The 24,867-nt window shown below is 57.7% G+C and carries 18 protein-coding genes and 2 pseudogenes; 12 read left to right on the forward strand and 8 right to left on the reverse strand.

What is annotated here, in order from left to right; genetic code table 11:
- Positions 1-52: 52 nt before the first annotated feature.
- Complete coding sequence (locus tag ACL9RJ_RS02530; RefSeq protein WP_422764938.1) at positions 53-1,366, forward strand: diguanylate cyclase domain-containing protein; 1,314 nt, start codon at positions 53-55, stop codon at positions 1,364-1,366.
- A 72-nt stretch (positions 1,367-1,438) separates the two neighbouring features.
- On the opposite strand, the gene ACL9RJ_RS02535 is transcribed toward ACL9RJ_RS02530, so the two are convergent.
- Positions 1,439-2,200 (reverse strand): hypothetical protein, encoded by a 762-nt coding sequence (locus tag ACL9RJ_RS02535; RefSeq protein ID WP_422764833.1) that lies wholly within the window; start codon positions 2,198-2,200, stop codon positions 1,439-1,441.
- A gap of 747 nt (positions 2,201-2,947) precedes the next feature.
- On the opposite strand from ACL9RJ_RS02535, the pseudogene ACL9RJ_RS02540 reads away from it, so the two are divergent.
- Positions 2,948-3,070, forward strand: a pseudogene (locus ACL9RJ_RS02540) (IS3 family transposase); the annotation flags it as partial.
- Here the strand turns inward: ACL9RJ_RS02540 and ACL9RJ_RS02545 are convergent.
- Both ACL9RJ_RS02545 and ACL9RJ_RS02550 read right to left on the reverse strand, forming a co-directional pair.
- Positions 3,071-3,950, reverse strand: a pseudogene (locus ACL9RJ_RS02545) (IS3 family transposase); the annotation flags it as partial. It abuts the pseudogene before it with no gap.
- Entirely contained in the window at positions 3,922-4,539 is a 618-nt protein-coding gene (locus ACL9RJ_RS02550) for an AAA family ATPase (RefSeq protein WP_422764834.1), read from the reverse strand. The gene ACL9RJ_RS02550 and the pseudogene ACL9RJ_RS02545, both read right to left, overlap by 29 nt.
- 280 nt (positions 4,540-4,819) lie before the next feature.
- On the opposite strand from ACL9RJ_RS02550, the gene ACL9RJ_RS02555 reads away from it, so the two are divergent.
- Positions 4,820-8,614, forward strand: a complete 3,795-nt coding sequence (locus ACL9RJ_RS02555; RefSeq protein WP_422764835.1) for a hypothetical protein — start codon at positions 4,820-4,822, stop codon at positions 8,612-8,614.
- A 461-nt stretch (positions 8,615-9,075) separates the two neighbouring features.
- The gene (locus ACL9RJ_RS02560) at positions 9,076-9,978 is read left to right on the forward strand and encodes a hypothetical protein (RefSeq protein WP_422764836.1); all 903 of its coding nucleotides are present in this window, start codon (positions 9,076-9,078) and stop codon (positions 9,976-9,978) included.
- A gap of 997 nt (positions 9,979-10,975) precedes the next feature.
- Here the strand turns inward: ACL9RJ_RS02560 and ACL9RJ_RS02565 are convergent.
- Both ACL9RJ_RS02565 and ACL9RJ_RS02570 read right to left on the reverse strand, forming a co-directional pair.
- Positions 10,976-12,121 (reverse strand): hypothetical protein, encoded by a 1,146-nt coding sequence (locus ACL9RJ_RS02565; protein WP_177118672.1) that lies wholly within the window; start codon positions 12,119-12,121, stop codon positions 10,976-10,978.
- Between the two features lie 208 nt (positions 12,122-12,329).
- Complete coding sequence (locus ACL9RJ_RS02570) at positions 12,330-12,866, reverse strand: dihydrofolate reductase family protein (protein ID WP_017126451.1); 537 nt, start codon at positions 12,864-12,866, stop codon at positions 12,330-12,332.
- A 351-nt stretch (positions 12,867-13,217) separates the two neighbouring features.
- Between ACL9RJ_RS02570 and ACL9RJ_RS02575 the strand changes: the two genes are divergently transcribed.
- The 4 genes from ACL9RJ_RS02575 (at position 13,218) to ACL9RJ_RS02590 (ending at position 17,006) form a co-directional block, all read left to right on the forward strand.
- Positions 13,218-13,472: a DUF2790 domain-containing protein gene (locus ACL9RJ_RS02575; RefSeq protein ID WP_017126450.1), complete on the forward strand. Its 255-nt coding sequence runs from the start codon at positions 13,218-13,220 to the stop codon at positions 13,470-13,472.
- 137 nt (positions 13,473-13,609) lie between these two features.
- Positions 13,610-14,281, forward strand: coding sequence for a heavy metal response regulator transcription factor (locus ACL9RJ_RS02580; protein ID WP_017126449.1), 672 nt, complete (start codon positions 13,610-13,612; stop codon positions 14,279-14,281).
- A complete protein-coding gene (locus ACL9RJ_RS02585) occupies positions 14,278-15,666 on the forward strand; it encodes a heavy metal sensor histidine kinase (protein WP_017126448.1) in 1,389 nt (462 codons plus the stop codon). The genes ACL9RJ_RS02580 and ACL9RJ_RS02585 overlap by 4 nt, the downstream gene beginning before the upstream one ends.
- Positions 15,667-15,758: 92 nt before the next feature.
- Entirely contained in the window at positions 15,759-17,006 is a 1,248-nt protein-coding gene (locus tag ACL9RJ_RS02590) for an MFS transporter (RefSeq protein ID WP_422764837.1), read from the forward strand.
- Here the strand turns inward: ACL9RJ_RS02590 and ACL9RJ_RS02595 are convergent.
- Positions 16,987-17,910, reverse strand: coding sequence for a LysR family transcriptional regulator (locus tag ACL9RJ_RS02595; protein ID WP_042935410.1), 924 nt, complete (start codon positions 17,908-17,910; stop codon positions 16,987-16,989). The genes ACL9RJ_RS02590 and ACL9RJ_RS02595 overlap by 20 nt on opposite strands.
- Positions 17,911-18,056: 146 nt before the next feature.
- Between ACL9RJ_RS02595 and ACL9RJ_RS02600 the strand changes: the two genes are divergently transcribed.
- Positions 18,057-19,316 carry an MFS transporter gene (locus ACL9RJ_RS02600; protein WP_245223005.1) on the forward strand — a complete coding sequence of 420 codons (1,260 nt, stop codon included), beginning with the start codon at positions 18,057-18,059 and terminating at the stop codon, positions 19,314-19,316.
- 9 nt (positions 19,317-19,325) lie between these two features.
- Positions 19,326-20,273, forward strand: a complete 948-nt coding sequence (locus ACL9RJ_RS02605; RefSeq protein WP_017126444.1) for a carbon-nitrogen hydrolase family protein — start codon at positions 19,326-19,328, stop codon at positions 20,271-20,273.
- 95 nt (positions 20,274-20,368) lie between these two features.
- Here the strand turns inward: ACL9RJ_RS02605 and ACL9RJ_RS02610 are convergent, their stop codons facing one another.
- Both ACL9RJ_RS02610 and ACL9RJ_RS02615 read right to left on the reverse strand, forming a co-directional pair.
- Positions 20,369-20,569: a YbdD/YjiX family protein gene (locus ACL9RJ_RS02610; RefSeq protein ID WP_103032847.1), complete on the reverse strand. Its 201-nt coding sequence runs from the start codon at positions 20,567-20,569 to the stop codon at positions 20,369-20,371.
- A gap of 27 nt (positions 20,570-20,596) precedes the next feature.
- Positions 20,597-22,657, reverse strand: a complete 2,061-nt coding sequence (locus tag ACL9RJ_RS02615; protein ID WP_422764838.1) for a carbon starvation CstA family protein — start codon at positions 22,655-22,657, stop codon at positions 20,597-20,599.
- A 165-nt stretch (positions 22,658-22,822) separates the two neighbouring features.
- Here ACL9RJ_RS02615 and ACL9RJ_RS02620 point away from each other — a divergent pair, with 165 nt between their 5' ends.
- Both ACL9RJ_RS02620 and ACL9RJ_RS02625 read left to right on the forward strand, forming a co-directional pair.
- Positions 22,823-24,187 (forward strand): cache domain-containing protein, encoded by a 1,365-nt coding sequence (locus ACL9RJ_RS02620; protein WP_017124156.1) that lies wholly within the window; start codon positions 22,823-22,825, stop codon positions 24,185-24,187.
- Between the two features lie 31 nt (positions 24,188-24,218).
- On the forward strand, positions 24,219-24,845 hold the full coding sequence (locus tag ACL9RJ_RS02625) for a response regulator (RefSeq protein WP_017124155.1): 627 nt from the start codon (positions 24,219-24,221) through the stop codon (positions 24,843-24,845).
- Positions 24,846-24,867 lie beyond the last annotated feature (22 nt).

Consider the following 24,867-nt stretch of genomic DNA (forward strand, 5'->3'; position numbering starts at 1 on the left):
ATGCCCTGCCTGATGGAAGCGGGTATTACAGACATGGAGGTGCGTATTGCAAGTGCAAGCTGAGCGGCTGGAAATCCTCGTCGTGGATGACCAGGAGGAAAACCTGGCGGAGATGCAGGAGCTGCTGGAAGAGCTCGACCGGACAGTGCACTGCGCCGACTCCGGGGCCAAGGCGCTGGCGTGCATGACCACCGGCAAAATCGGCCTGGTGCTGATGGATGTGCAGATGCCCGGCATGGATGGTTTCGCGGTTGCACGCAGAATGCGTGACGATCCCACTACCCGATTCACGCCGATCATCTTCATCTCGGGCCTGCGCCAGACCGATGATGTGCTCAACCAGGGTTACGCTGCCGGCGCCGTGGACTTCATGACCAAGCCGGTGCACCCGACGATGCTGCTACACAAGGCTCGGGTGCTGCTCGAACACGATCACTACCGACGCGGGCTGTTGCAGACCACGCAACAACTGGAACAGGAGCGTTCTTTCAACGCGTCGATCCTGAACAATACCGCCGAAGGCATCCTGGTGGTGGGCAGCGATGGCCGCATCCGCTTTGCCAATCCGGCGATCACCCGCATGCTCGGTTGTTCCGAGAGTGAATTGCAGGGCAGCGAGTTGATCGCCTGGGTTGAGTCGCCCCATGAGGACACCTGGCAAGACTCGGTATGGCTGGAGTACTTTCACAGTGGCGAAACCCTTCGCCTGCATGACGCCAACCTGCGCAACCGCGAAGGCCAGACGATCCCGGTGGCCTTGTCCTGCTCGCCACTGCTTGAAGAGCAGGACGCCATGACGCTGCTGGCCCTGGACATGTCATCGGTGCGCGAGCTGCATCGCCAGCTCGAAATCATGACGATCACCGATGCCCTGACCGGGCAGCTCAACCGTAGGGGATTCCTGCAGGCGCTGCAGGCCGCCATCGCCCGCAACCAGCGCACCGGCAGGATGAGCGCGTTGCTGTACCTGGACCTGGACGGCTTCAAGCAGATCAATGACAAGTTCGGCCATGACCGCGGCGATGAGGCGCTGCGCTGGGTCAGCGGCCAGTTGAAAGGGTGTCTGAGGCCTTACGACCGACTGGCCAGGATTGGTGGCGATGAGTTCACCATCATTATCGAAGGCATCGACAGCCCGGATGACGCGGCCGCGGTGGCCGACAAGTTGATAGCGCAGGTGGGCGCCGACCATGAGAACTTCCTCCTGGGAGCCAGTATCGGTATCGCCTGCTTGCCCACCAGTGGGACGACGGTGGAAGAGCTGATGCGTGCGGCTGATGGGGCGATGTATGAGGCCAAGCATGGAGGGAAGGGGCAGTATCGGTTTGCGGCGGGTCAGCAGGGTGTTGCCGCAGGTTGTAATTGACTAAACCTTGGTGGTGCCGCGCAGTCACTCTTGCAAGGAGAGCGACAAGGTGAGGGCGCCCATGTTCGGCGCTCACTGCGCCGGGTCTGAAGCAGACTTGTTTTCCTCCGCAACCAATACCTCGATGCTGTAATCCTTCAATGGAATGACCTTGGGCCGACCATTTTCATAAATGGCCAGCCTGGTGCCTGAAGCCGTGATCAGAAAACCTGACGCGATCACTTTTTCACCCTCCTTGACCACATAACAATGCGTTTTCGCCTGTTCTGAAAGGTCGCATCCCTTGGCAAATATCTCCCGCTCACGCTTCAGGGTTTGATCGGCACCGTAATTGCCGATGATCGCGGGCAAGATAATGATAGGAAGGATGATGAGCGGTATCAGCATCAATACCGTCGTGACTGCCGTGGAAAGCACAACAAGGCCACTGGTAAGGGCCACATAACGGTTCCGAGTATATCGCTCGACCGCCAGCTGTACCCGAGTACTGGACTGGAGTTTTTTGATGATTACCAGCTCAAGACTGAACCCCAGGATAATGCCAATGATAGTGAGCCAGACCCACGGATTGCGCACGAACCCGCCCCAACTCCTGAGCGTCTCGATCAGAGCCACATAGGCATAAACGAAATAGTCCCGGGCTTCAGCCTCGAACAGTCCAGGAGGCACGTTCAGGCCACGCAGGTAATCCTGCCAGTAGATCAGTCCGGTGACGTAGGGCGCTGCATAGCCGATGAAGCCAAGAAAAGGCAAAGCGAGTACCCAGGGAAATCGCGCAGCGGTTTTGGCGGCAAAGGCAGGTGCAGTTGCGTCGATCTTTTCTTCAGCGCTCATTGGAGTCCTTTCGCTACGGTCCATGTGTTCATGGGGGTTCCTTGGCAGTGGAGCAATCATATTCGAGCACGGCTGCCGAGTTAAATGGCTTTTTGATATCACTCGCGCTTAGGGTCACAGTTCGGTTGCACCGACTGCATTCCCATGCCTATCATTCACTGTCGTTGCAAATTCAACGACCGGGCTTGGTCGCCCGATCACCTCAATGCGCACAAGCGCCACCATCCGAATGCGGGCGTTTTTTTTCGCCTCGAATTTCGTGTTATGGCGGCTGTGCGCGGGACACCTTCGGGTGTGCTGGGAGTCATTGAGGCCCGGTCGACCAACCTGCGTACAGCTGCCACCCCCTTTGCTTGGTCGCAGAACGTGGCAGCTCCAGACCTCAATGGAGTTTCACATGACCTACCAGCCTCTTACCCCGACCTGCACCAATCACCATATCCTGCTGATCAACTCCCGTGCGTCCGTGCTGGATCTGCATGCCTACGGCAGTGAGCGACTGCGGGCAGGCAAGGACATGATCGACAGCTTGTCCTGCATGAACCTGAGCAAGATTGATGACGAAGACCTGACCCACTTTATCCAGGGCGCGGCGCTGTTGCTGCGTGATGGGTACGATATTTGGAAGGTGATTGAGGTTAGGGCGTTGGAGGCGGATCGGGAGGGGGACTTGCCGGTTGGTATAGCCTGAAGAAACGAGCGCTTGACATTTTCAAGCGCTAACCCGTCCGCTAAACAGCTCGCCCTCATGCATCGAAGCTTTACGGCTGGCGAAGCAAAAAGCATCAGACCCAGGGCAGCAGCAAGCGTGAGCAATCGCTGACCGACGAAAATGCCGGGCTCAACCGCTTGTTGCGCCGACCGATTGAATCCGCCTTGCGACCCCTGATCTGAGTGAAACAGCAGTCCTTGAGGCCTGCTACGCTGTTCATAAGCCATGTCCAACGCCTTGATCACCACGTCAGCGTTTGGTTTATTCGACAGCGCCCAGCCCACAACTCGGCGCGCGTAGAGATCCAGAACAACAGCCAAGTAATGCCATTTCCCTTGCGCCCAGACGTAGGTGATATCACCACACCAGACCTGATTGGGTAGCGGCACTTCAAACTCTCGATTCAAAATGTTCGGAATATCAGGCCGCTCGACCGTCGATTGTTTATACACATGTGATCCAGGTTGTTTGCTGACTAACTTCAGTTCCCGTATCAGACCACGCACCTTGAACCACAAAATTTGCTCGCCGTCTTCCTGCATCATCGACACGATGCTGCGGCTACCGGCGGCTCTTCGGCTTTGCGTAAACAGTTCATTGACCCGACTCCGCAAGCGAAACCGCTCAACGTCCGGAGTTCGGCGTCTGAGGCTGTGGGCGTAGTAACACGAGCGAGTGATGTCAAAGACTGCGCAAAGCCAATCGACTGGCTCCTGGGCGCTTAACTGATCAATCAGCGTGTGCGCTCGTGCTCTTCCGACATCAAGAGCGCGGTAGTTTTTTTAAAATGGATTTCTCCCGCTCAAGGCGAGCAATGCGCGCTTCCAGTTCTTGGATTTTCTGCTGCTCAGGCGTCAGCGCTTTGCTCTGCGGAGTCAAGCCGTTGCGCTCCTGCTGGAGTTGGCTAACCCAGCGACGCAACACGGACTCGACCACCCCAAGCGAGCGGCTGGCTTCGATATGGCTATAGCCTTGATCGAGCACGAGGCCTGCGGCCTCGCGTTTGAACTCAGGGGAAAAGGAACGACGTTCGAGCATTCTCGCCTAAATGGGTGTCCGGTTTCATTAGACCACTACACAAGCGCCGGTTTAAATAGTCATGAAGACTCTGCGGCCATAGCTGTAGGGTAGGGCGCTGCTGTCCTTGCTCAGCCTGATTCTGGATCTCCTGAAGGAGAGTGGCCACACGAGCACGCTCTTTTCGATAATCGGCGTAGAGCGTGGATAGATCGTCCGGTTCCAATCGAAACCGCATCCCGACCATTCCACCAGACCAGGAAAAATTGGGAATCAGATCGCGAATGTGATGGAGCTCACCCTGAGCTGCCTGTATCCACACGTCGAGCGTTGGCAGCCAGTCAGCCCAAGTATTAGTCTCTGGAATTGCAAAGCCATCGGCTGCCTGCTCCCACTCGCGCCCAATAGCGTCAAGCGTGGCTATGTGGCATAGCGTCAAATCCTGCAGTCTGAATGTGGTGGGTTTCACCAAGAATTTGCGTAGAGCCAGTATCGCTGAGGACTTGCCGCTGTTGTTGGCGCCCACCAGGAGTGTTGTCTCGGCGGCCAGGTCAATTCTGACGGACTTCAGCTTGCGAAAATTCGCGATTTCCAGGTGCTGGATACGCATAGATTCATCCTTGAAAAATGGCAGGGCGCGAGAGTACGCCTGCCCGCATCGTTGAACCTTACCTGAGCCGCTGCCAGACGTCCCTTAATCGATACGCCAAGTGATCATACAGCTGCCACCTCATGCGATCTGCTTTATATTCCTGCCCATGCATCTGAAATTGTGGCATATAGCCGCTACAGATATTTCTAGTATGGGGGCGCTGAGCCCACTTACACATGCGTGACGGATGACATCGTCATTGTGCGGTTTGGAAGGCTTGTAATCAGGATCAGGGTAGATGTTTCAATTGATCAGTAGTATCAAACGTAATGGATTGGCGTTGTATTTTGGGTTCATGGCAGGGCGCAAGGTTTTCAACGCGTCGCGGTCAACCGATTTGCCAGGATCTTCCTTCGAGCCGTTGACTCCTGTGTTATTGGAAGATGCCCGTTTCACTCGTTATGAACAGGAACTGCTGGGTGCGCTCCACAACCCGGAGGTACTGAACATCGCGTTGACCGGCAGCTACGGAGCAGGGAAAAGTAGCGTGGTGAAGACCTTCTTCGAACGCAACCCGAAATTCCCACACGCGCTCGTTTCGCTGGCAACATTCAGCCAAGACCCTCCGGCCTTAGCCTCCGAGACTGAGTCGAGGAATGAATCGGGAGCTAGTCCCGCTGCCATCGCCGCTGATGCAGGGCAGCCTAAGACAACACCAACCTCCGAACTGATCAATCGGATCGAAGAAACCATTGTTCAGCAGCTGCTGTACGCAGTCCCTGCTGATCGTGTACCGAAAACACGGCTCAAACGGATTATTCAGGCATCTAGTGGAAGTGTTTATGCCAACACGGTGCTGTTCGCTCTGTTGCTCACCAGCCTTTTGCGCCTGAACATACCGAGACTAGAAAAACAGAAAAATTTAGATCTCGTCTGGTTGATCCAGAAACTTCAAATTGTGCCCGATTGGGTTGCAGCACTGTTTGCGGTTGGTAGCGCCGTGTACCTAGCGTACCGGGGGCTCAGGTTTCTTTCCATGTTCAGCATCGATGGGCTCACGCTCAAAGGAGGAAAGCTTGAGGCTACCCACCACGGGTCGGTGCTCCACAAGAACGTCGACGAAATTATTTACTGCTTCGAACGCAGCAACGTCAGAGTGGTTGTCATTGAGGACTTGGATCGATTCGACATCCAGGACATTTTCTTCCGGCTGCGGGAAATCAATTTCATCATCCAGCAATCCCCTCAAATCAAACGCCCTGTGCATTTCATCTATGCCATCCGCGACGAGCTCTTCACCGTCACAGATAAGACCAAATTCTTCGATCTGATCATCCCTGTGATCCCGGTAGTGAACTCGGAAAACTCCCGAGAAAAGCTCACGCAACTGATGGGTGAGAGGAAGCTGGGTGGCGCATCTTTGGGCGCACGTTTAGAGCCTGCTCTTGTGGAAACCGTCTGCTACTACATTGACGAAATGAGGTTGATCAAGAACATCGTCAATGAGTTCGACATCTATTCCAATCTCTTGGCCAGAGATGGCCTGCTGCTCAATCCGAACAAGCTTTTCGCTATCGTCGTGCTGAGAAACCTGCACCCTGACGCATACATTCATCTGATCAAGCGCAGGGGCGCTATCTACGGTGTGCTCACTGGATTCCCAGACTGGGTCAGGCGGGAGGTGCATGTCCTGCAGGAGCAAGCAAATGTGTTACGTAAGCAAGTGGAACAGTGCGAGAGTGAGGTCGCTACGAGCATGGAGCACTTGCGTGCCTGTGTCTGGTACGAGACTTTGCGGCATGGGGAGATCCCGAACGCCAACGTGATCGATATTGGAGGCTCGAAAAGATTCACGCTTCTCCAGTTCGTCACAGATAGCGTCTTTGAGCAGTACTCACAGTCTGTTCGAGTGACACCTCAGCTCAGGTCTCAATACGAGCATGCGTCGGGGAAGGCAGTGGATACAGCGAAAGTGTTGAAGGCGGTTGGATATGAGGTGCGTTCTGAACGTTTGGACACTTGGGTCGAAGCTGTTGAAACCGAACACGTTGGCTTGTACAAGCAGATTACTCGTCTTGAGAAAATGACATTTAGAGACGCTGCCCGTAATTCCTACGGAGCAGAAATCGCGAAAGCGTTGGTGGGCTTGGAGGTTGTCACCTACCTCATGCGTCGGGGATACCTCGACACAGATTATGTGGATTACCTCGGGTATTTCTACGAAGGCTCCCTAACACAAGCCGATAAGAATTTTATCCTTGCTCTCGGTCGTGGCGAAACGCTAGATGTCGCCACATCCTTGAACAACCCAGACCGAGTTGTGAGCAAGCTTGACCGTGACTCTCTCGATGAGGGAAGGGGCATTGTCGCGGAGCTGATCTCAGCCTTGGTTAACCATAGTGATAATGAAACCGCTGAGCTGGCCGCGAGCAAGCTGGAGCTTGTTCTGAAAAGTGGCCACCAACACATAGATCGTATGGCAGAAGCGATTCTGTTGTTGCTCCATGGGCGCTTTGTCTCTCAAGTCATTCAGGCCATTTACTCCACCGACCATAACCTTCTCCTTAAACTGCTCAATGCTGATCGGTTCAAGCTCCACGACGCCAAGCACCGGTATATCTGCGCCATCCTGGAACACTTGACGTTTGAGCAGTTAGACGGAATGAGGGATCGTAAAGGCATCCTTCTGAAGGCTATCAATGGGCTGACTGACGTTTCGACGGTTATGCCGGCATTGGCTGCCAATCACGGTGGTTGGGAGTGGCTTCGCAAGAAGCCAGCTCAATTTGATAGCCTTGATAAGGCGACTTCAGCGCAGGATCTAAAGGCCCTCGTGGCATGGGGGTGCCTGAAGCTGTCGCTGCCAATGCTACGCTTGCTCTGGGAAGCGTCTCAACCCGACGCCCAGCCGGATGACTTGCTTAGTTATGAGCGCCTCACCGCTCTAGATATCCCGTGGTTTGAAGATAACCTGGCTGATCCAAAAGCCCTGGTTACTGAGCTTCTTAGTCAAGATGGTGCTATCCCCGAGAGCAGTGAATCGCTGACTAAACTGGTAGGGTTGGTTGGTTCGGATCCAGAGTTGACCGAGAAACTGTTGGATCGAACCGAGTGCTACATCGCAGACATCAATGACTTTCCCCGATCCCTTTGGCAGCGGATTTTGGCGGATGATCGGGTAAGGCCTGTTGGGCGTGCAGTGTGGACTGTCTTCTCCATAATCCTCAATGCTCCTTCCACTGATGCTGATTCGGACGAAGTAAAGGAGCTTTTCGGTGAAGCCTTCTGTTCGTTCGTAACGACGCATGCGGGCGTCCTTTCTCAAGAACTATGGGCTGTCGAGTCTAAGCATCACCAAGACCTGCAGGTTTATCTTCTTCGTTCGGATATAAGCAAGGAGACGATCTGTGCGCTTTTTGCGGGGATTGTTCTCAATCCCGCCGTGGTGCTGGGCACCGACGTCATGCAAAAACGTTCATCGATGTTTGCCCTCGAAGACTTCGTGCCCTATACGCCTGAAATTCGAGAAGCATTCAGAGCTCAAGCTCCAGGCATGGAGCCTTCGTATGTCAGTAGGCGATGGGATGTTGCGCGCAAAGACCTCGACCTCAGTGCCTTGCCAATTAACCTGGTTTGCGGCCTCACACGTTTAGGGAAGGGCTCTGTCCAAGACGACCTGAGGATGTGGCAGGCCATATCAGTCGAGGTGCTGACGGGCGCGAAGGGGGCAGTGGTCGAGCTCGCAAGGGTATGCCGCCGCGCCAACGCAGCGGGCGCGAGTTTCCCTGACGCCTATCTACCGGTCATCCAAAAGGCTGTTCAAGATGGAGCGCTAACAAGGGAGCACCGAATTGAGATGTGCATCCAGGCGCTGACGCTCAATTGCACGCGTGACGATATAGCAGGTGGCCTATGGTTGTTGGGCGATGAGTATGTGAAGCTGACCCAGAAGACTCGTGCCGATCTGCCCGTATCGGACGGAGACCGGCGCCTTATTGATTCGCTCGCTCGCCGAGGGTTTGTTGGCAAAATCAAGCCTGAGGACAAACGTATCGTTGCCTATCGCAAGGGGATGTTTCCAAAGCAGGTATAGGCCGCAATATGAGGCCTCTTAGCTGCAGACCCGATTCGTCCTATATAGGAATTCGTCCCCGGGGATAGCTTTAAACCGGTAATTCTCAGATAGTCTTGTTGGCTTTGTAGCTTAAAACACACTAGGGAAATGGCCGTCTTTGAGCGGTCATTAACAGATTGGAGCTCACCGAAGCCCAGCGAAATGGATTCATCAGCGGCGAAATCTAGATCGTCAAGTGCCGTAGGCATGTTGTTGCGTTTGCGGATGACGCCAAACAGGTCGCGGTCGCGCTTCAGGAAATTGTCGAGTGAGTCTCGGTAACTGGCAGTCGGCGCTCATGGCGAATAAAGCTTATCGGAGATTATGCCGTCGGCCAGGCATTGTGGGAAAAACATGGGCTAATGATCGTTTTCAAATAGCCGTCGCACCGCAGACACCAAGTTTTAACGGGCCTAAGAGATAGGCCAGAAGGAAAGATTTTGACGATAAAAAATAGCGATGATGAGCCGAGAAAAGATGTGAAAACAGTTGAGGGAGTTCACGGAACCTGTGCGCTTTGCGATGAAAAAAATGTCTCACTTAAGGAGTCACACAGCATCCCTAAATTTGCATATGACTGGCTTAAAAAGACTTCAGCCACTCAGTTCATAAGGGACACTAGAGACGTTAATATCCGACATCAAGACGGGCCAAAAACACATCTTTTGTGCGGAGAGTGCGAAGGAAAACTTTCAGCCTGGGAGAAAAAACTTGCTGAGGGTGTATTTAAAAAAATTGCAAATTACCAGAAACAAAGCCAAGTCGTGGTGATTAGTGATGAAATAAAGCTAGCGGTACTGTCTATTTTCTGGCGGGCACTGCTCACTACTAATGGCGATGACAATGATCGGACTTATGAAGACAAAGTTGTAGTGAGTGAATTCCTGAAAACAGCTAAAAAGGAAATTTTGAATAGTCAGTGCGGTGCGACGATTTACTTTTCCCCCTTCTACGGAGAGCCTCCATATTACGGCCTCCCAATAGAATACTCTTACGAGCTTGAACGCTCAATTGGATCTCAGGACATCCGATTTGGCGACAATCCTCATCGGTATTTCGCAGTTTTTAAACTCCCTTTCATGTACTTTTATATCTTGAGCCCTGGATGGGCGCATAAAGAAACTAGCAAAGCGACAAAACTTGAGGTCGGTGAGATGCAGGTCGACAAGATTAAAGACATTCCAGATGTATTAAAGCTCTACATCAAACGTGGGCATGAGGAATTTCTAAAATCAAAAGCCTCAATGGACGCGATAAGCCAGGAGCAAATTCGACGGGATGTCCAAAAAAACAGCGGGAAAATCACAGGGTCGGAAAAATCACTGCGCCGATCTGGGCAATAGCATCCGCCGATACCCTTACCATGCCGTCAGGGACGCGGGTCATGCACGACCAGGCGTGGGGCGATCTACGACGCGTGGCAAGACGTACTAGTCCCGTTGCTCGATTGTATAGGATTGCCCAAATCAATAAAAACAGGCCGCTGTAACAACGCAAGGCGGTTTGGTGATCTGCGTATGGGGCTCTGGGCTGTTCAGATTTTGTTTTGGCTGGCGTTCCGGTCTTCACGCGACGTCTGCCTTATCCTCTGTCGCGCATCCCTACGCCACGAACAGACAGACTACGTTCCTGATCATGTGAGTGATAGTAGACGGTCTGCGTAGTACTGAGGCTGCTATGACGTAAGTCCATCTGCAGATCCTTGGGGTTACGGGGGGGGGCGGGGATATCGGAGGATCTCAGCAGCTTCGGTTTACGTGTCTCTATCGATATTGGCTTAGGCGTCGAGCAGTGCGCAGGAGGCCTCTGTTTTCGTGGATTTTCCACTGGTTTCGTCTTGGGCAACGGCAGTGCGGAATGTCCACTTAACTCCTCAAAAGCCCTGGAGCCCTTGTACTGCAAGGGTTTCGAGGTGGCCAATGACGCACCCACTGAAAAATCATTCCACTGATTTCTCCTTGGGTGCGAGAGCTATTCCATTTAAACGGAACTTTATAAAAACCATATAAATCAAATACTTGCGTAATTTTGCGTCACAGAGATTCCCACTCGTTTCGTCAAAAAGTCGCGTCTAACCAGCATGTCGAACGAGCTGAAGCCCAGCAGAATCAAGGGTTAGTATGAAAAGAGGGGGTTTTCCACTCAAATCGCGACTGGCGCAGCGGCTTTGTCGAATCAGTGGCTTAGACAGCTCATGAACATCTATGACATGATCTGTAATTTAACATAATATACATTATGCGTAGTCACAGATACCCACACACCAGCCACCCCAGGCAGGATTTCAAGCCTGGTCACCCCTTATGGACAACCATGCTGCGCCCAGCCTCAATGTGCTGTTCATTCGCCCGAGCTTGAACTGGATGCATCTTCATCCGACCCCGAGTCATCGTCATCGAAATCCTGCTCGATCGCATTGTCTGGTTTTTCCCACACCGGGAGTCGGCACTGCACGGTGCTACGGTTGGTACAAGACGAACCCAGGTCGGTCAGCGTCCAGCGCAACCGTCCGTTCTTTCCCTGGTTCCCGGTCATGACGCTGAGCGTGTCATTCACGGCCTGATCCACAGGAACTACCGTGATCTCAACCTTGCCAGCCCATCTCCAGTTGATCTGACCGATGGCGACCCAGATTCCACCTTTGGGGCGATACATCAGGAACATCGAGTAAAGTTCGTCCGCGCTGGCTGTGGTGAAATATGGCTCCCTCGTTATCCCGCCAGCATGAAACTGCCCACGACGCCCCAGCTTCGACCCTGGGGAGTCTTCGGTCTGCAGATTGATCTGGCCGGCGACTGCCGGCTGTTCGCCATAATCCGTACCACCGCATGTGTGCCTGTAACAAAGCGCCTGGTCCAACGCGGGCTTGTCGTATTCGTAGATTTCGCTTTCACCGGTCGCTGCATTGTTCTTCCGCCGGTTGGCTTCGAATGTCTGCAACATTTTGATTTCCCCATCGAAAGCAACCGGGGCGCCACCAAAGTTAATCCTGGCTTTGAACGCTATGCCGGGTTTCCCGATGCCGTTTCCAAGTTCGAACTGAAGCGTATCCTCGTCTCTGTCGTCAGCTCTTCCTCCCACTGAACTCACGCTCAGCGTGGTTGAGCCGATGACGGCACGCATTCTCACATCAGGTTCATGAACCCAGTAGACCAGAGACACCGTCTCGTTTTGGCCGGCGATGCGAACATACAAGGTAACGGCCACGCGCCCGCTGTTACTCCAGAAGAACGACAATACCTGCTCGCCTTCTTGTGGCGCGCTTTCATGGTCGGCCTGGACGATGGTGGCGTCGTCCCTTGTCTGTCTATAGTCCTTTACGCATACCGCCGAACCCGCTCGGTCCTGGGGCGAAAAGACAACCTGTACCCTGGATACGGTTCCTGCCGTCGAAGAAAACGTCAGGCGTTCGCGAGCACCGATCTTTGCATGCTGAACTTCACCGATATCAATTACCTGAGAGTCACGCATAATCGATATAGTCATGGATACGTCCCTATAGCCGCCAGCAAGTTGAAAATATCGCTTGTGGGATATGAGGTTAGTATCGAAGCAATGCCACTTAAAACTCACTCGCAAAATAACTCAACTAAATGTCTATTTAGTTGAGTTAATATATTAGATAAAGCTCAGGCCAAGAGCCCTCACTATCACGTGCTACTCCATGAGCTGGCGCCCGCTTTCGCATTGTGGGTCAGGTTGCCAGTCGATAGGTCGACTGCACCAGGCCCGAGGCAAAATAGCGACTGGAGACCAACTGCAGGTCGATATCCTGCCGAAGGCTACCGAACAATGGCCTCCCCGCGCCGATCAGGACAGGAACGGTGGTGATCACCATATCCGTAACCAACCCCTCGCGCAGGAACGATTGCACCACTTGTCCGCCATCGACATAGACCCGGCGCACGCCTTGACTCGCCAGTTCCTTCATCGCGGCCCTGGGGGACAGGTTGGAAAAACGCAGCTTGCCCCTGAGCGATTCAGGCACTGGCGAACCGGCCAGCTGTCCAGACAGCACCACCACTGGCCGGTCGTAGAACCATGTGTCTAAGGTCATTACCTTCTCGTAGCTTCCCCGCCCCATCACGATCACGTCCTTGTCGGCGATGAAGTCCGAGTAGCCATGGTCCTCGGTCTGATCATCGCGCGACAAAAGCCAGTCGATATCTCCGTCGGGCCGAGCAATGAAACCATCCAGGCTGGTGGCGATGAAAACATGTGCGGTGATCATCAGGTTCTCCTTGGGAAAGCGTCGTGGTTCGACACGTGATGATAAACGGAACAAGGCCCGCAAAAGACTTTCTTCGATGACATAAACCCTCCCGCCAGGCAGTTTTCCGCTGATCCAAACCTGTAGAAATGCTCTGTCCCAGCCCTCTTCCCCCCCCTCACAAACAAATCACAACCAGCTGATTTCAAAGGATTTACAAGAAACTCCAGGACATCGCCAGGGGATCAATACGCGAGTCCGCATGGATTACAACTTTGTCATTGTTCTGTTCGTCGTCTGTTTGAGTTGCCTTGTTACCTTGAACCCACTGCCAGACAACAGGCAGCCCACTTCAGACAGAGAGATATCGCCATGAAACTGTTCCTGCTCGGATTCGCCGCCCTCCTCGCCACCGGTTCGGCCTTCGCCGGTACCACCGACGCTGCCCCGGTCATTCATGACAAGACCGGCTTCTATGTCGACCTGGACGTGGCGAAAGTCATCTCCACCACGGACCTCTCGGACCAGTGCGGCGTGATTCCGGCGCGTCTCGATTACCTCGATCATCAAGGTCGGGAACATGTGCTGGACTATCAGGTGCAAGGTCACTGCTCGAACGAAAACTGATTGGCCGCCTGATGAACATCAGAGAGCAGTTGAGACGCAATCGAGCCGATGATCGGGCTACACTTGCGCCACCTGCTCAAGGCCATCCGGTCCGCCTTTCACGGATCGGGCACCCGCAAAGAACCTAGGTAATCCCCATGAACATCCTTGTAGTGGAAGACGAGCCCAAGGCGGGCAACTACTTGCTCAATGGCCTGCAAGAGCAAGGGTATTCCGTCAGCCTGGCCCGCGATGGCGTCGATGGGCTGCACCAGGCCCTGGAAACGTCCTTCGATGTCATCGTGCTGGATGTGATGATGCCGAAGATGGACGGCTGGGAAGTCCTGCGCCGCCTGCGCAAGGAAGCCGACACGCCGGTGCTGTTCCTGACCGCGCGGGATGATATCGCCGACCGTATCAAGGGCCTGGAACTGGGGGCCGATGACTATCTGATCAAGCCGTTTTCCTTCGCCGAACTGGTCGCACGCCTGCGTACCCTGACCCGTCGGGGGCCGACTCGCGAAGAAGAGCAACTGCAGATCGACGACCTGCAGATCGATGTGATCAAGCGCCGCGTCACCCGCGCCGGCGTGCGGGTGACACTGACCAACAAGGAATTTGCCCTGCTGCATCTCTTCGCCACGCATGAAGGTCAGGTGCTGTCGCGTTCGTTGATCGCCTCCAGGGTCTGGGACATGAACTTCGACAGCGACACCAACGTGGTGGACGTGGCCGTGCGCCGCCTGCGCCTGAAAATCGACGACCCTTTCCAGGTCAAGCTGATCCACAGTGTGCGTGGCATCGGCTACCGCTTTGATACGCAACCATGAGCCGACGCCATTACTCCCTGACGCTGCGCCTGGCCCTGGTGTTTGTCCTGCTGGCCTTTGCCGTGCTGGCAACCACCGGCGTAGCCCTGTACCGCGAACTCGAGCGCGAACTGATACGCCGCGACGACTCGACCCTGGTCTATCGCATCGACCAGTTGCGCAACTTTCTCAACGACAGCAACACGCTGGAGCTGATCAGGACCAAGCCCGTGCTGTTCCAGAACATGCTGGGCAACCGCGAGTCCGTGCTGATGATCGGCGAATCGGGGCAAGAACCCCTGCTGGAGGTCAACCCCGCGGATATCGAGATTCCCGATCTCGCGCCAGTGACCATCAACCATTCCCTGGCGTTGACCGATGTCCAGCATCTGCCCGGCGTGAACGGCGCACCCTTCTCCGCCATCTCCGCGAACATTGATTCGGGCAAGCTGAAGGTGACCATTGGCCGGCTGATGACCGAACGCACGGCCGTGCTCGCCAGCTATCGCCTGAGCGTCTACGTGCTGGCCAGCCTCGCGGCGATCGTCCTGGCACTGATCGGCTATGTGGTGGTGCACCGTGGCCTCTTGCCCCTCAGGCGCCTGGCGCATCATGCCCATGGTATCGGCATCGGCAACCTGACCGAACGCCTGGACGGCCAGGGTGCGCCCAAGGAGTTGCTGCCGATGATCGACTCTTTCAACACCATGCTCGAGCGCCTGGCCACGGGCTTTGCACAACTGAGCCAGGTTTCCACCGACATGGCCCACGAACTGCGCACGCCGATCAACAACCTGCTGGGGGAAACCCAGGTCGCCATGCAGCAGAACCGCAGCGTCGAACACTACCAGCAGTTGCTCGCCTCCAATGTCGAAGAGCTCGAACGCCTGGCACGCATGCTCGACAACATGCTGTTCCTCGCGCGTACCGACCCGGGCAGCGCCCGTGACCAGCGCCAGGAACTGAATGCCGCCGACGAGCTGGAGCGCGTGGCCGATTACTTTGAAGGGCTGGCGGCGGATGCCGATATCAGCATCCGCGCCGAGGGCGAAGGCCTGATCTGGGCCGAGCCGATGCTGTTGCGCCGGGCCCTGGCCAACCTGTGCGCCAATGCGATCAAGTACGGCGCTGCCGATTCCGAGCTGTTGATCCAGGCCGTACCGTCCGCGGACGGCATCAAGCTGCGTGTGCGCAACCAGGGGCCGACCATCCCGGCGGAACACCTGCCGAGACTGTTCGAACGCTTCTACCGGGTGGATCAGTCACGCGAACGCTCGGCCCAGTCCAACGGCCTGGGGCTTTCGATCGTGGCGACCATCATGCAGTTGCACAGCGGTCGCTACAGCGTCACCAGCGAAAACGGCGTGACCTGCTTCGAGCTGTTTTTCCCCCGGCGGGAACAGTGAGCACTCATGAAACTAAAACCACGGGCGACAAGTCATTAGCACTGCCGAGGTTGATGCCATTCCGGTGACCTCCAGTAGTGAGATAGCTGCCCGTGGTCACTCGACGTCATGATTTTTCCCTGGACGGCCTGAACTTCTTTCTCGCCGATGTCCGCGACGGGCTCGGCCCCTACCTGGCGATCTACCTGCTAGCGGTTCACCATTGGGAGCCCGCCAGCATCGGCCTGGTCATGACCCTCGCAGGGATCGCCGCACTCGTCACCCAGACACCCGCCGGGGCGCTGATCGACAGGACACGCCGCAAACGGGCGATTATCGCGATGGCGGCGTTACTGGTGACGGGCAGTTGCCTGCTGCTGCCGTTCGTGACTTCATTCGCGCTCGTGGCCCTGACCCAGATCATCAGCGCCGTCGCCGCGTCGGTCTTCGCCCCCGCCATAGCCGCCATCTCGCTGGGTATCACCGGTCCCCGGGCCTTCACCCGTCGAACCGGGCGCAATGAAACCTTCAACCACGCCGGCAATGCCTGCGCTGCGCTGCTGGCCGGCGGATTTGCCTATCTGTTCGGCCCGGTCGCGGTGTTCTACCTGATGGCGACCATGGCCCTCGGCAGTGTGATCGCCATCGCTTGCGTCCCGGAAAAGGCGATTGACCACGATCTCGCACGGGGCTTCGACCCGGGCGACGCCGTGCAGGGCAAGGTCCCCTCGGGCTGGTCGGTGTTGCTCACCAACCAGCCGCTGCTGGTATTCGCCGTATGCTGCGCGTTGTTCCATCTGGCGAATGCCGCGATGCTGACGCTGGTGAGCCAGCAACTGGCCCAGGTCAACCTGCAGATGGCGACGCCACTGACCTCCGCCTGCATTGTCGCGGCACAGGTGGTGATGATTCCCGCCGCGCTGCTGGTCGGGGCCAAGGCCGACCTGTGGGGGCGCAAACCCTTGCTCCTGGCGGGTTTCCTGATCCTGCCGCTGCGGGGGGTACTCTATACCCTGTCCAGCGATCCCTATTGGCTGGTCGCCGTGCAGATGCTCGACGGTGTCGGCGCGGGCATTTTCGGCGCGCTGTTCCCCGTGGTGGTCAAGGACCTCACCCACGGCACCGGACACTTCAATATCAGTCTCGGCGCCCTCTCCACCGTGTTCGGCCTGGGGGCGGCATTGAGCAATGGCCTGGCGGGGCTGGTGGTTCAGCAGGCCGGCTACAGCGCGGCGTTTCTGACCCTTGCAGGCATTGCCGCCGCGGCTTTGGTCCTGCTACTGGTGGCCATGCCCGAGACCCTGGCGCCTGCCGGTGGCAACCCGACGCCAGGCGTCGCCGTCACTCCAAGCCCTGGGTGATCTGGGAAATAAAGCGGCGAATCCACTCATGTTGCGGTTTTTCCTGCTTGGCGATATCCCAGACCATGAAGCATCTGAACGAGGGCACCGCCAGGGGAACCGGGCACAGGGTCAACGCCATGTGCTGGGAAAAGGTCCGGGCCGCGAAGGTCGGGATCGTCGCCACCACGTCGCTGCTCAACAGGGTGGTGAGTGCCCCCGCGAAATGGGTAAAGGACGCGGTCACTTTGCGCGTATGCCCCGCTTTCTCGAAAAGATCATCGATAAAACCACGCCGCCCATCGAAGCAGATCCGCACATGCTCGGCGGCAAAGTAGTCCTCCAGGCTCAACGGCTCCGCTTCTCCGGCTCCCGGCCGGTACAGGCAGGAATAGGACGACGAGAACAATACCTGTGAGGAGTAGTTCGTACTGAAATCCTTCGGCTCGCTGCAAATGACCAGGTCCATCGCCGGATCATGCAGGGCGTTTTTCCAGAGCGAGCTGTTGGTCTGGTGAAACGCAAAGCGGATGCCCAGGCGCTCACGGGACACCGCCTCCACCAGCCTGGGCGCCAGAAATGCCTCCAGGTCGTCGGACATGGCCAGGTTGAAAACGTAGTGCGACTCCTGGGGCGAGAACGCTGCGTCCGCCCCCAGCAGCGCCGACACCGTTGACAGGGCCTCCGCAATCATCGGTGCGATTTCCAACGCCCTGCGGGTCGGCTGCATGCCGGAGCTTGTCCTTACGAACAATTCGTCCCCGAACTGCTCGCGAAGTCGGCGCAAGGCCGAGCTGACCGCGCCCTGCGTCACGTGAAGCACCGCCGAGGCCCGCGTCGCGCTGCGCTCCGTCATCAGACAATGGAATGTCAGCAGCAGATTCAGATCGGTGCGCGAGATATTACGTACGTTAATCCTGCTCATATTTTCTAATCGTTTGCCCCAGGTACCGAGCCATTTCTAGGATGCCGCCACAAGAACACAAAACCAACCCAAGGGGCAGCCTTATGAGCGTGGCACAGGATTCACCAAAAAGGGGATTTACCCCTTCCCGGACAGCGCATGTCGACATGCGTAAACGAGCCGTCGCGGTGGGCATCGGCAACTTCATGGAATGGTTCGACTTCGCGATCTACGGTTATTTCGCCGCGGTGATCGGCGCGCTGTTTTTTCCGTCCGCCGTTGCCGGGGTCTCCCTGCTGTCATCGCTGGCAGTATTTGCCGTCGGTTTTCTCTCTCGTCCCCTCGGCGCCCTGGTCCTGGGGCCCCTGGGCGACAGGCTCGGTCGCCGGGCGGTGCTGATCGTGACCGTTTTCGGAATGGGTGTCTGCACCACGCTGATCGGCTTGCTGCCGACCTATGACGCCATCGGCATAGCCGCCCCTATCTTGCTGATCGTCCTGCGCTTCATCCAGGGGATGATGGTTGGCGGCGAATGGTCAAGCGCGGGGATCTACATCGTCGAGAGCGCCGCGCCCAATCGCCGGGCCACTGCGGCCAGCGTCATCACCGGAACCGCCGGACTCGCCTTTCTGTTCGGCACCTTCACCGCCGCCCTGTTGTCATCGGGCCTGAGCGACGATCAATTGACCGCCTGGGGCTGGCGAATTCCCTTTGTCGCCTCCATCGTCATGACGGGCGTGGCCGTCTTCATTCGGCGCAAGCTCGGGGATACTCCCGTTTACGAAGAACTGGTGAAGCAGCGGGAGTCCATGACCCTGGCCGAGCCACTTCCCGCCGCCAAACGCCGGGCATTCATCACCACCTTCGCGTTCTCGGCGCTGTTTGGCGTGTCGCTCTACTACTTCATCACCTACGCAAACAATCACCTGGTCACCGCGGTGGGCTTGCCCAAGAGCAAGGCCCTGTGGCTGTGCAGCATTGCACTGGTGGTCTACTGCATCGTCAATCCGCTGATCGGACGCCTGAGCGATGCGATTGGTCGCCGCCCATTGTTGCTGTTCGCGGCAGCCGCGCTGACCGTCATGGCCTATCCGATCTTCTGGATGCTCAACAGCGGCAACACCACCCTGATTATCGCCGCCCTGCTCATCTTCGGCGTGCTGGTCGCCATTACCGCGGTCATGGACGTTGTGCTGCTGGTGGAAGTATTCCCGGCGTCGATTCGCTCCACCGGCGCAGCACTGGGCCATAACCTCGCCCTGGCCACGCTGGCAGGCCCCGGGCCGTTTATTGCCGCCGCACTGATCAAGGCCACCGGCGACACCAATATCCCGGCACTGTACCTGGCAGGGGTGTCTGCAATCTGCTTCGTGGTGCTGCTGAGCATTCTTCCGGAAACCAAAGACAACAACATTTCCCAATACTAAGGAGAGCATATGACTCGTGTAGCGGTAATTCAGGCCTCTTCCATTCCTTTCGCCCCGGTGGCCAGCGTTGAGAAGGCCTGTGACATATTGCATCGCGTGGCCCGAGAGGGCGCGCAACTGGCGGTGTTTCCCGAGGCGTTTATCGGTGGCTACCCCAAGGGGCAGAGCTTTGGCAGCGTCGTAGGCAACCGCAGTTCCGAAGGGCGGGATCTGTATAACGAGTACTTCGAAGGCGCGGTGGCGCTGGACGGGCCGGAACTGGCGGTACTGTCGAACTGTGCCGATGAATTGAACATCATCGTGGTCATGGGAATCATCGAGCGTCATGGACGAACGCTCTATTGCACCGCGGTCACGTTCGTCCCCGGCAAAGGCATCGCCGGTTATCACCGCAAGCTGATGCCCACGGGCCAGGAAAGAATCATCTGGGGCTTTGGCGACGGTTCGACAATCGAGGCGGTCCCCACCGACATCGGCGTCATCGGCAGTGTGATCTGCTGGGAAAACTACATGCCCGCCTTCCGCCAGGCCATGTACGCCCAGGGCGTGCAACTCTACTGCGCGCCGACCGCCGACGATCGCAAGAGCTGGGCCAGTTCGATGATCCATATCGCGCTCGAAGGCAGGACCTTTGTCCTGTCCGCCTGCCAGGCCATCAAGCTGGAAGACTACCCGCAAAGCTACCAACAGGCTTTCGACCTGGACGTCCATCCCGGCGACTACATCATGCATGGCGGCAGCATGATCATCAGTCCCATGGGTGAGGTACTGGCCGGCCCCGTGCATGATTGCGAAACGGAAATCTATGCCGACCTCGACCTGGCGGCGCTCAACAGGTCCAACCTGGACTTCGATGCCTGCGGACACTATTCGCGCCCGGACATCTTTGAAGTGAACGTGAACACCCGGGCAATGAACCCCGTGAACTTCAACCAGGGTCGCGGGACACGCCCTTGATCGGTGGCCCCTGACGTTTTCCCAGGCAATAAAAAACCGGCTTCATCCGCCGGTTTTTTACGGGTTGGTTGCCCGGTGAATATCGTCGACGAGCGTCAACAACAGCGGGTCTGTCCCTTCCCTCCCCCGTACCGCGCCTCCTGGCGCTCGCGGAAAAACGCCTCGTAGCTCATCAGCGGCTTGTCCGGGTGCCTGCTCTGCATGTGCTCGACGTAGGTGTCGTAGTCCGGCATGCCGACCATCAGCCGCGCGGCCTGGCCGAGGTATTTGCCGAGACGGCTCAGGTCATTGAACATGGCCGTACTCCTCTATCAAGCCTGCCATTACAGAGCATCAGGCAGCGCCTGGAACGGAGCTTCCTTGTCCGTACGTTCCTTGGTGCCCCAGGCGGCGATGCCGACCTTGAGGGCAAAGAACAGGATGCTGAACACCACCAGCAGGAACAGCGCGGTCAGCGTGGCGTTGGTGTAGGCGTTGTAGATCACGTGCTGCATCTGTGTGATGTCCTTGGCCGGGGCAATCACTTGTCCGGCGTCCAGCGCGACACTGTATTTCTTCGCCAGGGCGAGGAAACCGATGGCCGGGCTCGGGTCGAACAGCTTGATAAAGCCCGCGGTGGTGGTGCAGATCAGCAGCCATACCGCCGGCAGCAAGGTCACCCAGATGTAGCGCTGGCGCTTCATCTTGATCAGTACGACGGTCGCCAGCATCAGCGCAATCCCGGCCAGCATCTGGTTGGAGATGCCGAACAGCGGCCACAGGGTGTTGATGCCGCCCAGCGGATCGATTACGCCCTGGTACAGCAGGTAGCCCCACATGGCCACGCAACCGGCGGTGGCGATCAGGTTGGCGGTCCAGGATTCGGTGCGCTTGAGCGATGGCACGAAGGAACCCAGCAGGTCCTGCAGCATGAAGCGACCGGCACGGGTGCCCGCATCGACGGCCGTCAGGATGAACAGGGCTTCGAACAGGATCGCGAAGTGGTACCAGAACGCCATGGTGTTTTCACCCGGCAGGACATGGTGGAGGATCTGCGCGATACCCACAGCCAGGGTTGGCGCGCCGCCGGCACGGGCGAGGATGGTGGTTTCACCGATGTCCTTGGCCACCGCCTGGAGCGCGTCCGGGGTAATGGCAAAGCCCCAGCTGCTGACGGTCTGGGCCACCGAGACCGCGTCGCTGCCGACCAGGGCGGCCGGGCTGTTCATGGCGAAATAGACACCCGGTTCGATCACCGAGGCGGCAACGATCGCCATGATCGCCACGAAGGACTCGGTCAGCATGCCGCCGTAGCCGATATAACGGGCATGGCCTTCACTGGCCAGCAGCTTGGGGGTGGTGCCGGAGGCAATCAGGGCGTGGAAACCGGACACCGCGCCACAGGCGATGGTGATGAACAGGAACGGGAACAGGCCGCCTTTCCAGACCGGGCCGGTGCCGTCGGTGAACTGGGTCAGCGCGGGCATTTTCAGCTCGGGCATGGTGATCAGGATGCCGATCGCCAGGGCCACGATGGTGCCGATCTTGAGGAACGTCGACAGGTAGTCCCGTGGCGCCAGGATCAGCCACACCGGCAGCACCGCGGCGACGAAACCGTAGCCGATGAGCATCCAGGTGATCTGGATACCGGTGAAGGTAAACACCTTGGCCCAGGCCGGATCGGCCGCGATCAGCCCGCCGACCCAGATCGAACCCAGCAACAGGGCCACGCCCACCAGGGAAATTTCGCCGATGCGCCCCGGACGGATATAGCGCATGTAGACGCCCATGAACATCGCGATCGGGATGGTCGCCATCACCGTGAAGGTGCCCCACGGACTCTCGGCCAGGGCCTTGACCACGATCAGCGCCAGCACCGCGAGGATGATGATCATGATCAGGAAGCAGCCGAACAGGGCGATGGTCCCGGGAATGCGGCCCATTTCCTCACGGACCATATCGCCCAGGGAGCGGCCGTTGCGCCGCGTGGACATGAACAGCACCATGAAGTCCTGGACCGCGCCGGCCAGCACCACCCCGGCAATCAGCCAGAGCGTACCGGGCAGGTAGCCCATCTGCGCCGCCAGTACCGGGCCGACCAGCGGGCCTGCACCAGCAATCGCGGCGAAGTGGTGACCGAAGAGTACGTGCTTGTTGGTCGGCACGAAGTCCAGACCATCATTGTTGAGCACGGCAGGCGTGGCCCGATGAACATCGAGCTGCATCACCTTGTCGGCGATGAACAGGCTGTAGTAACGGTATGCGACGAGGTAGATAGCGACTGCGGCGACTACGATCCAGAGGGCGTTGATGGCTTCGCCGCGGCGCAGGGCCACGACACTCAGCGCAAACGCTCCCAGGACAGCCACGGCAAACCAGGCGAGGTGTTTAGCCAGACGGGTCATTGCGTGTCTCCTGCCGACAGTCGGTGACTGCGGCGGTAATTTTTTATAATTGTGTCCGCGGTGCGGAGCTGGCCCAATATCCGCGTGTGCCGTCCACAAATAAATCCGCAGGACTACGTACGCACGCTCTACGTAGTACTACTTAGGTTGACTCCAGGAGCAGAAATGCAGCTCAAGCACAAAATCGTCGCCCTCGGGATCCTGCCGCTGGTGCTGGCGATCGCCGTTATCTGCGGGCTGGTGATTTCCCTGAACCGGCAACTGGGCGACCAGCAGGCGCAACTGATCGAAGACAGCATCCTGGCCAGCAAGCGCGCCGAGTTGAAGAACTACGTGGCCATGGCGCAGAGCCTGATCGCGCCGATGTACGACAACGGCAAGGGCGACGCCAAGGCGCAGCAGCAGGTACTCGAAGAGCTGCGCAAGCTCAGCTTCGGCATCAATGGCTACTTCTTCGTCTACGACCACGAGGGCCGCAGCCTGATGCATGCGCGGCAATCGGAACTGGTGGGCCAGTACCTCTGGGACATGAAGGACCCCCACGGCCTGCCGGTGATCCAGGCCCTGCTCAAGAGCGCGGAATCCGGAGAAGGTTTCCAGCGCTATGCCTGGAACAAGCCCTCCTCCGGCCAGGTCACCGACAAACTGGCCTATGTGGTCATGCTCGATCGCTGGGGCTGGATGCTCGGCACCGGTATCTATCTGGAAGATGTCGAGCGCGCGACCCAGCAGGCCCGCGACGAGGTGGCGCAGGGCATTCGCACCACCATGCTGGCGATCGCCGCCGTGGCCCTGGTGGCGGTGCTGATTGTCTTCGCCGGTGGCATGACCCTGAATGTCAGCGAACATCGCCTGGCCGATAAGAAACTGCAGCGCCTGACCCAGCGTATCGTCAGCCTGCAGGAGGAAGAGCGCTCGCGGGTGTCCCGCGAACTCCACGACGGTATCAGTCAGTTGCTGGTGTCGATCAAGTTCAAGTTCGAGCTGGCCAGCCATGTGCTCGACCGGCAGGAGCACGCCAAGGGCCTGGGTATCCTGAAAGAAGCCACCGAGCGCCTGGGTGAAGCCATTGGCGAGGTGCGCAGCCTGTCCCATGACCTGCGTTCGTCGCTGCTCGACACCCTCGGCCTGTCGGCGGCCATCGGCCAGCTCGCGGCGGAATTCGAGCAGCGCAGCGGGCTGCGGGTGAACTACAACGACAATGAATTCGACTGCCACCTGGTCGATGGCGCGGCCGTTTCGCTGTTTCGCATCGTGCAGGAAGGCCTGACCAATATCGAACGACATGCCCAGGCGAGGAACGTTTCGATTACCCTGCACGGGTCCGAGGAGTCCATACGCCTGACCATGGTCGATGACGGCGTCGGTTTCAACGTCGCCCAGGTCGAGCGCAGCCAGGCCGGTATCGGCTTGCGTAATATGCGTGAACGCGTCGAACATTTCGGCGGCCGCTTCGATCTGGTCTCGGTGCCCGGACGCAGCGAGCTGGATGTGCTGCTGCCGATGAAGATGCCGGGCACGGAACGCTGAGCCCCCATAACAACGAGAGTGAATAGCTGCGATGAACCTGCCCTGCCCGATCCGCGTCGCCCTGGTCGACGATCACTCACTGGTGCGCGACGGCATCAAGGCGCTACTGTCGGTCATGGAGCCGCTGGAAGTGGTGGGCGAAGCCGAGAGTGGCGCCGATGCCCTGGAGATGGTCGGGCGTTGCCAGCCGGACCTGTTGCTGGTGGACATCGGCCTGAGGGATATGAACGGGCTGGAACTGACCCGCGTCCTGCGCAGCCGCTATCCGCTGCTCAAGGTGCTGATCCTGAGCATGTACGACAATTACGAGTATGTGAGCGAGTCCGTGCGCGCGGGCGCCAGCGGCTATGTCCTGAAGAACTCGCCGTCGCGGGAAATCATTGCCGCCATCGAAGCGATCACCAGTGGCGGCACCTTCTACAGCGCGCAAATCGCCCAGCGGCTGATTGCCGACAAAGGCACGGACAACGAACTGACGCCACGGGAGAGCCAGGTCCTGCAGAAAATGGCCCAGGGCCTGAACAACAAGGAAATGGCCCGGCAACTGGATATCAGCGTGCGGACGGTGGAAACCCACCGCCTGAGCATCCGCCGCAAGCTCAACATCGACAAGCCCGCGGCCCTGGTCAAGTACGCCATCGATCACGGGATCATCTGAAGTCCCGCGGCCCCGGCGCAAC

The sequence above is a fragment of the Pseudomonas sp. Mn2068 genome (assembly GCF_049319725.1).
In the GTDB taxonomy this organism is placed as follows: domain Bacteria; phylum Pseudomonadota; class Gammaproteobacteria; order Pseudomonadales; family Pseudomonadaceae; genus Aquipseudomonas; species Aquipseudomonas gingeri.

Bases quoted from the DNA above. Each gene is read 5' to 3' on its own strand.
- ACL9RJ_RS02550 (WP_422764834.1), bottom strand. From the start codon at position 4,539: ATGCGTATCCAGCACCTGGAAATCGCGAATTTTCGCAAGCTGAAGTCC.
- ACL9RJ_RS02555 (WP_422764835.1), top strand. From the start codon at position 4,820: ATGTTTCAATTGATCAGTAGTATCAAACGTAATGGATTGGCGTTGTAT.
- ACL9RJ_RS02585 (WP_017126448.1), top strand. From the start codon at position 14,278: ATGAGCCGACGCCATTACTCCCTGACGCTGCGCCTGGCCCTGGTGTTT.
- ACL9RJ_RS02600 (WP_245223005.1), top strand. From the start codon at position 18,057: ATGCGTAAACGAGCCGTCGCGGTGGGCATCGGCAACTTCATGGAATGG.
- ACL9RJ_RS02605 (WP_017126444.1), top strand. From the start codon at position 19,326: ATGACTCGTGTAGCGGTAATTCAGGCCTCTTCCATTCCTTTCGCCCCG.
- ACL9RJ_RS02595 (WP_042935410.1), bottom strand. From the start codon at position 17,910: ATGAGCAGGATTAACGTACGTAATATCTCGCGCACCGATCTGAATCTG.
- ACL9RJ_RS02565 (WP_177118672.1), bottom strand. From the start codon at position 12,121: ATGACTATATCGATTATGCGTGACTCTCAGGTAATTGATATCGGTGAA.
- ACL9RJ_RS02625 (WP_017124155.1), top strand. From the start codon at position 24,219: ATGAACCTGCCCTGCCCGATCCGCGTCGCCCTGGTCGACGATCACTCA.
- ACL9RJ_RS02570 (WP_017126451.1), bottom strand. From the start codon at position 12,866: ATGATCACCGCACATGTTTTCATCGCCACCAGCCTGGATGGTTTCATT.
- ACL9RJ_RS02580 (WP_017126449.1), top strand. From the start codon at position 13,610: ATGAACATCCTTGTAGTGGAAGACGAGCCCAAGGCGGGCAACTACTTG.
- ACL9RJ_RS02535 (WP_422764833.1), bottom strand. From the start codon at position 2,200: ATGAGCGCTGAAGAAAAGATCGACGCAACTGCACCTGCCTTTGCCGCC.
- ACL9RJ_RS02615 (WP_422764838.1), bottom strand. From the start codon at position 22,657: ATGACCCGTCTGGCTAAACACCTCGCCTGGTTTGCCGTGGCTGTCCTG.
- ACL9RJ_RS02610 (WP_103032847.1), bottom strand. From the start codon at position 20,569: ATGTTCAATGACCTGAGCCGTCTCGGCAAATACCTCGGCCAGGCCGCG.
- ACL9RJ_RS02620 (WP_017124156.1), top strand. From the start codon at position 22,823: ATGCAGCTCAAGCACAAAATCGTCGCCCTCGGGATCCTGCCGCTGGTG.
- ACL9RJ_RS02575 (WP_017126450.1), top strand. From the start codon at position 13,218: ATGAAACTGTTCCTGCTCGGATTCGCCGCCCTCCTCGCCACCGGTTCG.